Annotated in this window: 6 protein-coding genes; 3 read left to right on the top strand and 3 right to left on the bottom strand. The window is 68.9% G+C overall.

Annotated elements, in window-relative coordinates; genetic code table 11:
- From G3N64_RS30105 to G3N64_RS30095, 3 genes are all read right to left on the bottom strand, one after another.
- Positions 1-279 (bottom strand): acyl-CoA dehydrogenase family protein (locus G3N64_RS30105; RefSeq protein ID WP_205787382.1); only part of this gene is annotated, 279 nt, incomplete at its 3' end.
- 14 nt (positions 280-293) lie between these two features.
- Entirely contained in the window at positions 294-1,502 is a 1,209-nt protein-coding gene (locus G3N64_RS30100; RefSeq protein WP_205787380.1) for an acyl-CoA dehydrogenase family protein, read from the bottom strand.
- Between the two features lie 42 nt (positions 1,503-1,544).
- The gene (locus G3N64_RS30095; RefSeq protein ID WP_205787378.1) at positions 1,545-3,677 is read right to left on the bottom strand and encodes a 3-hydroxyacyl-CoA dehydrogenase NAD-binding domain-containing protein; all 2,133 of its coding nucleotides are present in this window, start codon (positions 3,675-3,677) and stop codon (positions 1,545-1,547) included.
- A 261-nt stretch (positions 3,678-3,938) separates the two neighbouring features.
- Between G3N64_RS30095 and G3N64_RS30090 the strand changes: the two genes are divergently transcribed.
- The 3 genes from G3N64_RS30090 (at position 3,939) to G3N64_RS30080 (ending at position 8,996) form a co-directional block, all read left to right on the top strand.
- The gene (locus G3N64_RS30090) at positions 3,939-4,901 is read left to right on the top strand and encodes a LysR family transcriptional regulator (RefSeq protein ID WP_205787376.1); all 963 of its coding nucleotides are present in this window, start codon (positions 3,939-3,941) and stop codon (positions 4,899-4,901) included.
- A 71-nt stretch (positions 4,902-4,972) separates the two neighbouring features.
- A complete protein-coding gene (gene ggt, locus G3N64_RS30085; protein WP_205787374.1) occupies positions 4,973-6,850 on the top strand; it encodes a gamma-glutamyltransferase in 1,878 nt (625 codons plus the stop codon).
- A gap of 346 nt (positions 6,851-7,196) precedes the next feature.
- Complete coding sequence (locus G3N64_RS30080; RefSeq protein ID WP_205787372.1) at positions 7,197-8,996, top strand: YadA family autotransporter adhesin; 1,800 nt, start codon at positions 7,197-7,199, stop codon at positions 8,994-8,996.
- Positions 8,997-9,063 lie beyond the last annotated feature (67 nt).

The raw sequence follows: 9,063 nt of genomic DNA, 5'->3' as shown, positions 1-9,063 counted from the left end.
CGCGAGCAGCGCGCCGAGGAACGGCTCGACGACGAGCCCGCGCCCGAGGCATTCGAACACCACGGCGATGTCGAAGCCCGCGCCGCCGAAACCGCCGTCGGCTTCGGAAAACAGCGCGCCGACCATGCCGAGTTCGGCAAAGCGCTGCCACATCGCGCGATCGAAACCTTCGGCCGACTGCGCGATGCGATCGCGCACCGGGAACGCGTACTGTTCGGCGATGAAGCGGTTCAACGTATCCGCCAGCATCCGGCGGTCTTCTGTGTGCTGGAAATCCATCGTCGCGTCCCTCGTTACAGCCCGAGCATCATCTTCGCGATGATGTTCTTCTGGATCTCGTTCGAGCCGCCGAAGATCGACAGCTTCCGGTTGTTGAAATACTGCTGCGCGGCGCTCGCGGCTTCGTCCGGGCCGACCGGCTCGGCGTCGTAATCGGCATCGAGCGCTTCATCGACGAACGGCTGCGCATACGGCCCCATCGCGCGCCGCATCAGCGCCGCGATCTCCTGGCGGATTTGCGTGCCGCGGATCTTCAGCATCGAGCTTTCCGCGCCCGGCACGCCGCCGCCCGCGACCGCGGCCAGCACGCGCAGGTTGGTCGTGCGCATGTTCTCGAGTTCGATCTCGACCCGCGCGACGCGCGCCGCGAAGAACGGATCGTCCGCGAGCGGCCGGCCGTTCTTCGTGACCTTCGCGGCAACCGCGCGCAGCCGGTCGAGCGCGGCCGTCGAGAAGCCGATTCCGGCAATGTTGGTGCGCTCGTACGTGAGCAGGTATTTCGCGTAGGTCCAGCCGCGATTCTCTTCGCCGACCAGGTTTTCCACCGGCACGCGCACGTCGGTGAAGAACACTTCGTTCACCTCGTGCTCGCCGTCGAGCGTGATGATCGGGCGCACCTCGACACCGGGCGTGTTCATGTCGATCAGCAGGAAGCTGATGCCTTCCTGCTTGCGCACGTCGGTCGCGGTGCGCACGAGGCAGAAGATCATGTTCGCGTAGTGGCCGAGCGTGGTCCACGTCTTCTGGCCGTTCACGAGGTAGTGCTCGCCCTGCGCGTCGATCCCGCGCACCGCGCTCGTCTTCACCGCCGCGAGATCGGAACCGGCGCCCGGCTCCGAGTAGCCCTGGCACCACCAGTCGGTGCCGTCGAGGATGCGCGGCAGCCAGTGGCGCTTCTGCGCTTCGTTGCCGTACTTGATCAGCACGGGGCCGAGCATATTCACGCCGAACGGCACGATGCGCGGCGCACCCGCGAGCGCGCACTCGTTGTCGAACAGGAACTTCTGCGCGACGCTCCAGCCCGGGCCGCCGTATTCGCGCGGCCAGTGGCTCGCGAGCCAGCCGCGCGCGTTGAGTGTCGCGTGCCATTCGCGCATGTCGTCGCGCGTGAGATGCAGGCCGCCCTTCACCTTGCGCGCGATGCGCTCGGGCAGTTCGGCTTGCAGGAAGCGCTGCACTTCCGTGCGGAAGGCTTCCTCTTCGGGAGTGAAATCGAGGTCCATCTTCGGTCCGTGGCGAATGCGGTGAGGTTCGGTCGATGCGGTTCAGTCGACGTGGTTCAGGCTCGCGAAATCCGCGCCGCGCGCGACGAGATCGACGAGCAGCGGCGACGGCTTCCAGAACAGCGGATCTTCCTTCGCGAACGCGCGGATATCGGCGAGCACGTTCGCGAGGCCGACGGTGTCCGCGTAATGCATCGGACCGCCGCGATAGCGCGGAAAGCCGTAGCCGTACAGGAACACCGCGTCGACGTCGAGCGGGCGCAGCGCGATCTTCTCGTGCACGACGTTCGCGCCTTCGTTGATCATCGCGGCGAGGTAGCGGCGCAGGATCTCGTCGTCGGTGAACGTGCGCGGCACGATGCCCTTCTTCGCACGTTCTTCCGCGACAATTGCCTCGACGTCCGGGTCCGGCGTGCCGACACGTGCGCCGTCCGGATACAGGTAGTAGCCGCGCGCCGTCTTCTGGCCGAACCAGCCGCGCTCGCACAGCCGGTCGGAAATCTCCACGTAGCGCGCCCGCGGGTCGCGCGTCGCCGCGCGGCGCTTGCGGGTCGCCCAGCCGATGTCGCCGCCCGCGAGGTCGACGACCTGGAACGGCCCCATCGGGAAGCCGAATTCGCGCACCGCGCGATCGATCTGGTACGGCGACGCGCCGTCTTCCATCAGGGTGTCGGCCGCCGTGCGATAGACGGCGAGGATCCGGTTGCCGATGAAGCCGTCGCACACGCCCGCGCGCACCGGCGTCTTCTTCAGCTGCTTCGCGAGCGCGAACGCGGTCGCGACGACGTCCGCGCTCACGCGCGCCGGCACGACGATCTCGAGCAGCTTCATCACGTTGGCCGGCGAGAAGAAATGCAGGCCGATCACGTCGGCCGGCCGGTCGATGCTCGCGGCCAGTTCGTCGATGTCGAGATACGACGTGTTGGTCGCGAGTACCGCCCCCGGCTTGCATACGCGCGCAAGCTCGGCGAACACGGCCTGCTTCACGGCCATGTCCTCGAACACGGCCTCGATCACGACGTCGGCCTGCGCGAGCGCGTCGTACGACGTACTGCCCTTGAAGCGCGCGAGCCTCGCCGCGTGCGCGGCCGGCGTCATCCGCCCTTTCGCGACGAGGCCGTCGTACACCTTCTCGACGTGCGCGCGGCCGCGCGCGAGCGACGCTTCGTCGCGTTCGATCATCGTCACCGGCAGCCCGGCATCGAGCGCCGCGACCGCGATGCCCGCACCCATCGTGCCGCCGCCGACCACGCCGATCCGTTCGACCGGCCGCGCGCTCGCGCGCCGCGCCTCGGGCGCCTTCGCCGCTTCGCGCTCCGCGAAGAACGCATGCACGAGGCCCGCACGCTGCGGGCTGTCGATGCACTGCAGGAACAGACTGCGCTCGTACGTCATCCCCGCGTCGAACGACTGCGTGAGCGCAGCCTCGACCGCGTCGACGATCTTCGCGGGCGAGAACAGGCCACGCGATTTCTTCGGCAGCTCCGCACGCGCCGCATCGATCGCGGCCTGCGCGGCCGCGCGATCGGCCAGCCCCTTCGCATCGCGCGTGCGGCGCACCGGTGCGCCGAGCGACACGAGTTCCTGCGCGTACGCGAGGCCTTCGGCGAGCGTGTCGTCGCTGTGCGCGACGCGGTCGACGAGGCCGAGCGCGAGCGCTTCGTCGGCGCTTGCATGACGGCCCGTCAGCATCAGGTCGAGCGCGGCCTTCGCACCGATCAAGCGCGGTGCGCGCTGCGTGCCGCCCGCACCGGGCAGCAGGCCGAGCGTGACTTCGGGCAGCCCGAGCTTCGCGCCGGGCACAGCGAGCCGGTAATGCGCGGCGAGCGCGACTTCGAGGCCGCCGCCGAGCGTCGCGCCGTGCAGCGCGACCACGACCGGTTTCGCGCCCGATTCAATGCGCTCGCACACGTCGGGCAGCGACGGCGGCACGATCGGCTTGCCGAATTCGCGGATATCGGCGCCCGCGATGAAGTTGCGGCCGGCGCCGACGATCAGCACCGCGCGGATCGCGTCGTCGGCCTGCGCGGCGTCGAGCGCATCGGCGAGGCCGCGCCGCACATCGGCGGACAACGCGTTGACGGGCGGATGGTCGATCGTGACGACGAGCACCTTGTCGCGCCGCTCGCGCGTGACGGTGCCGGCCGGGCTGGTGGGGGAAGCGGGTGTGTTCATCGTGTCTCCTTGACGCGGCGGCAGGTGCGTCGACGCCGGTTCGTGGCTCGCGGCCACGCGAGCAGCGCCGGGGCACCGGCCCCGGTCCCGCACGAAGCGGGACAAGATCCGGCCGTACGCCGGGCATGACCCGATTCTCGATTGATCGAGATTCATTGACAATTCCCTCCCGCCTTTACAAGCTGTCAAGTCCGACTTGACACTGAATGTTTCCGACCGCTATCGAGATTCATTAGCGGGCCGGATCAGGAGACGCGACGCATGGACCTGAACGCGCTGACGCTGCTCGTCGAGATTCTCGACGCCGGCAATCTCAGCAAGGCCGCACAGCGGCTCAAGATGAGCCGCGCGAACGTCAGCTACCGGCTGAACCAGCTCGAGCGCTCGATCGGCCAGCAGCTCGTGCGGCGCACGACGCGGCGCATCGAACCGACCGAGATCGGGCTGAAGCTGTACGAGCACGGCCGGCGCATCCGCAACGAACTGCTCGCCGCGCAGGAATCGGTGACGACGCTCGGCCAGGACCTGCAGGGCCGCGTGCGGCTGTCGGTGCCGAGCGGCTACGGCCAGATGGTGATGTCCGACTGGCTGCTCGCGTTCAAGCGGCTGCATCCGGGCATCGTGCTCGACGTCGTGTTCGAGAACCGCGTGGAAGACCTGATGCGCGACGAGATCGACATCGCGGTGCGCGTGATGCCGGAGCCGCCGCAGAACCTCGTGGCGCGCGACATGGGCGCGGTGCGCTACGTCGCGTGCGCGTCGGCCGCGTTCGCGGCCGAGCACGGGATGCCGGCGAGCCTTGGCGCGCTGTCGGCGTCGCCCGTCGTCACCGCGACCGTGATGGGCCGGCAGCTCAGGATCGCCGCGTATCTCGGCGACGAGCGCCACGAGGTGCTGCTCGAGCCCACGCTGATTTCGGAGAACTTCCTGTTCCTGCGGCAGGCGATCCTCGGCGGGATCGGCGTCGGCATCGTGCCCGACTACGTGATGCAGGACGACATCCGGCGCGGCACGGTCGTCACGTCCCTCGACGCGTACCGGCTCAGCATCTTCGGCACGCACATGTACATGCTCTACATGCCGAACCGGCACCACACGCGCGCGACGTCGACGTTCATAGAGTTCATCCTCGAACAGGCCGGAAAGACCGGCCGGGGCGGGCCCGGCGCGATGCGTCAGGGTTTCCTGTCGGGTGACAATCCGCCGGCCCCGCGGCGACAATAGCGCGCCGGGGCGGGCAGCCCCGTTGCGCCGGCGCCATCGCCTCCTTTGAATTCACTGCTGCCGAGGGTTCAATGTTCGACCGGATTCGTCCGCCTTCGCGTCCCTGGACGCTGCTCGCCGCCATCGCGCTCGTCGCGCTCAACACCGGCTGCACGTCGCCGTCCGCGCCGCCGCCGGGCGCGGTGGTGCCCGTCGCCGCCGCATCGGGCGCCGCCGTGCCGCTGCCCGGCTTCCACGCGCCCGAGCTGTCGTCCGGCTGGACCGACAAGCCGGGCTGGACCTCGCAGCACTTCATGATCGCGGCCGCGAACCCGCTCGCGACGCAGGCCGGCTACGACATGCTGAAGGCGGGCGGCACCGCGATCGACGCGGCGATCGCGACGCAGATGGTGCTCGCGCTCGTCGAGCCGCAATCGTCGGGAATCGGCGGCGGCGCATTCCTGCTGTACTTCGACGGCCGTGCGACGCAGGCGTACGACGGCCGCGAAACCGCGCCGGCCGCCGCGACCGACCGCCTGTTCTACGGGCCGACCGGCCAGCCGATGGGCTTCTACGAAGGCGTCGTCGGCGGGCGCTCGGTCGGCACGCCGGGCGTGCTGCGCATGCTCGACGCCGCACACCGCGCACACGGCAAGCTGCCGTGGCGCCGGCTGTTCCAGCCGGCGATCCGGCTCGCCGAGCACGGCTTCACGATCAGCCCGCGGCTCGCGACGCTGATCGCGAACGACAAGTACCTGAAGAACGACCCGGCCGCGCGCGCGTACTTCTACAACCAGGACGGCTCGCCGAAGGCGGCCGGCACGGTGCTGAAGAACCCCGCGCTCGCGACCGTGCTGCGTCAGGTCGCCGACCGCGGCGCGAACGTGTTCTACAGCGGCGCGATCGCGCGCGACATCGTCACGAAGGTGCGCAAGCACCCGACCAACCCGGGCCTGCTGTCGCTCCAGGATCTCGCGCGCTACAAGGCGAAGGTGCGCGCGCCGCTGTGCGCCGATTACCGTCGCTCGGTCGTCTGCGGGATGCCGCCGCCGTCGTCGGGCGGCCTCGCGATCGCGCAGATGCTCGGCATCCTCGACGCGATGCCCGACTGGCAGCAGATCGGCGCGCAGAAGCCGGTGCGCAACGACGTCGGCTACGAGCCGACGCCGTTCGCCGCACACCTGTTCAGCGAAGCCGGGCGCCTCGCGTATGCGGACCGCGCGCGCTATGTCGCCGATCCCGATTTCGTGCCGCTGCCGGGCGGCAGCTGGGCGAGCCTCACCGACAAGACCTATCTCGCGCAGCGCGCGCACCTGATCGGCGACACCAGCATGGGCGTCGCGCAGGCCGGCACGCCGCAGGGCGCGGCGCTCGCGATGGCCGACGACCGCAGCCCCGAGCTGCCGTCGACGTCCGACATCGCGATCGTCGACCGCTACGGCCAGGCGCTGTCGATGACGACCAGCATCGAGGATGCGTTCGGTTCGCGGCTGATGGTGCGCGGCTTCATGCTGAACAACCAGCTCACCGATTTCTCGTTCGTGTCGAACGACAACGGCCGCCCGGTCGCGAACCGCGTGCAGCCCGGCAAGCGGCCGCGCTCGGCGATGTCGCCGGAACTCGTGTTCGACAAGAAGACGAAGCAGGTGACGATGATCGTCGGCTCGGCCGGCGGCCCCGCGATCATCAATCACGTCGCGAAGACGCTGGTCGGCGTGCTCGACTGGGGGATGACGATGCAGCAGGCGATCGCGCTGCCGAACTTCGGGTCGATGAACGGGCCGACGCAGCTCGAACGCGGCCGTGTGTCGGACGCGCTCGCCGACGGGCTGAAGGGCCGCGGACACGACGTACGGGTCGTCGAGATGAACTCGGGGCTGCAGGGGATCCAGCGGCTGAACGTGCAGGGGCAGACGGTGTGGTTCGGCGGCGCGGATCCGCGGCGGGAAGGGGTGGCGATGGGGGATTGAGCGGGCCCGTGCGCGGCGGCGCACCGCGCCGCGCGAACCCATTCCACGGCCCATCTGTGCCGACATACGGACTCGTCTTACGGGCGCTGCGCGCGTCCTGCCTTTCGACCCGGTCTGACCGCGATGTCGCACTTCGCGCCTAATATCGCGTCTCATACCTATCGCCTCAAATTTCGTATTCGTCTGATCGACGGCCTATAAGTCGCTCCGTATAGTCGTCCGCTCAAACCGCAGCCGCCTTATTCGCTCATCCCGTTCGCAACGGCGATGCGCTCCGCTGCAGTCGATGCGTATCGTCGCCATTTCCGGCAGCGTGCGCGAAATTGAACGATCAGGAGTCCGATTCATGTTCCACCCCGTCACCCCACCACCCGACAACGCGCGTGCCCGCTCGCGCATTGCGACGCACCGGCCGCGCCTGTCCGCACTCGCCTTCTCGCTCGTCGCGCTCGCGTCGGGCTACAGCCATGCCGCGCAGCCCGATCTGGTCCTCGACAACCTTGTCGTCAAGGCCGGCGCAACCCCGCCACCCAGCGCAACGGGCGCAGGTTCGATCGCCCTTGGTCCCGGCGCGCAGGCAAAAGGAGAAGACGGCGGTGATTACTCGGCAATCGCGATTGGCGGAGCAGCAATCGCCGACGGGCGATCCACGATCGCCATCGGCGAAGGAACGAACGTTCACGGCGATCGCTCGAGCGCGCTCGGGGTCGGGTCGAACATCAACGCGAACCGCGCGCTCGCACTCGGCGCGGATGCGGTGGTCACCGCGCACGACGCGGTCGCGCTCGGGCAAGGCAGCGTCGCCGACCGAGGCAACACCGTGTCGATCGGCAAAACCGGCAACGAGCGGCAGCTCGTCAATCTTCGCGCCGGTACGAACGACACCGACGCAGTCAACCTGTCGCAGCTCAAGCCGGTCGTCGAGGCGCTCGGCGGCGAAGCCACGATCAACGCGGACGGAAGCGTACGCAGTCCGAACTATACGGTCGACGGCAAGTCGTTCAACGATGTCGGCAGCGCGCTGACGAGTCTGGACAATCGAGCCCAAGCCAACACGCAATCGATCACGATGCTCGACGGCCGCGTCACGAACGTCGAAGGCGACGTCAAATCCATCCGCGTCGATGTCGACGATCTTGGCACGCGCGTCAACAACGGCACCACCGGCCTCGTGCGCCAGGATCCTGCGAGCCTCGCGATCTCGATCGGCGCCGACAAGGGCGGCGCGTCGGTGAGCCTCGCAGGCACGGACGGCACGCGTACGCTGACCGGCCTGTCGAACGGCGTGGGCGACACCGACGCCGTGACGATCGCGCAGTTGAAGGCAACCGGCCTGGTCGACCCGAACGGCAAGCCGCTCAGTGCGCTCGTGTACGACGACCTGTCGCTCGGCCGCGCGACGCTCGGCGGGGTCGGCGGCACACTGCTCGACAATGTGCGGCCCGGTGCGATCGTCGCGGGCGGCATGCAGGCCGTCAACGGCGGGCAGCTCTTCACGATGCAGCAGCAATTCGACAGCCGCTTCGATTCGCTGAACACGCGCCTGTCGGACATCGAGAAGAACGGCCCCGCCGTTACGCCGCCGGCGGGCAACCATGGCAACGACTTTGCGCAGCTCGGCGACGGCTCGGGCGCGACCGGCTCGAATTCGATGGCGCTCGGCAAGGGCTCGACTGCGTCCGGCAACGATAGCCTTGCGATAGGGAACAACGCAACGGCATCGGGCAAGAACTCGGTCGCGCTCGGCAGCAACTCCGTCGCCGACCGCGACGACACCGTCTCCGTCGGCGCGCCCGGTCAGGAGCGGCAGATCACCAACGTCAAGGCCGGCACCGCACCGACCGATGCCGTGAACGTGCAACAATTGCGCGACCAGATCGGCAGCGTGCGTAACGACATTGACCACTATCGTCGCGACGCAAGCGGCGGCATCGCGTCCGCCGTCGCCATCGCAAACCTGCCGCAGGCATCGCTGGCAGGCGAAAGCATGGTCTCGATCGCCGGCGGCACTTACAGCGGGCAGTCGGCCGTCGCGTTCGGCCTGTCCACCGCCACGCGCAACGGGCGCTGGGTGGTCAAGGCGTCCGGCTCCACCAATACGCGCGGCACGGTCGCGGTCGGCGCCGGCGCCGGTTATCGCTGGTAAGCCGTCGCCACTCGGCCACCGGTATCACGCGACAAGGGCCGGGCTTCGCTCGACGCGAAGCCCGGCC

The organism is Burkholderia sp. Ac-20344 (genome assembly GCF_017104975.1).
Lineage (GTDB): Bacteria > Pseudomonadota > Gammaproteobacteria > Burkholderiales > Burkholderiaceae > Burkholderia.
Note: the sequence above shows the minus strand (reverse complement) of the source record. Positions and strands in the feature narration are given on the sequence as shown.

Coding starts and splice junctions, on each gene's coding strand:
- G3N64_RS30095 (WP_205787378.1), bottom strand. CDS start 3,677: ATGAACACACCCGCTTCCCCCACCAGCCCGGCCGGCACCGTCACGCGC.
- ggt (WP_205787374.1), top strand. CDS start 4,973: ATGTTCGACCGGATTCGTCCGCCTTCGCGTCCCTGGACGCTGCTCGCC.
- G3N64_RS30100 (WP_205787380.1), bottom strand. CDS start 1,502: ATGGACCTCGATTTCACTCCCGAAGAGGAAGCCTTCCGCACGGAAGTG.
- G3N64_RS30090 (WP_205787376.1), top strand. CDS start 3,939: ATGGACCTGAACGCGCTGACGCTGCTCGTCGAGATTCTCGACGCCGGC.
- G3N64_RS30080 (WP_205787372.1), top strand. CDS start 7,197: ATGTTCCACCCCGTCACCCCACCACCCGACAACGCGCGTGCCCGCTCG.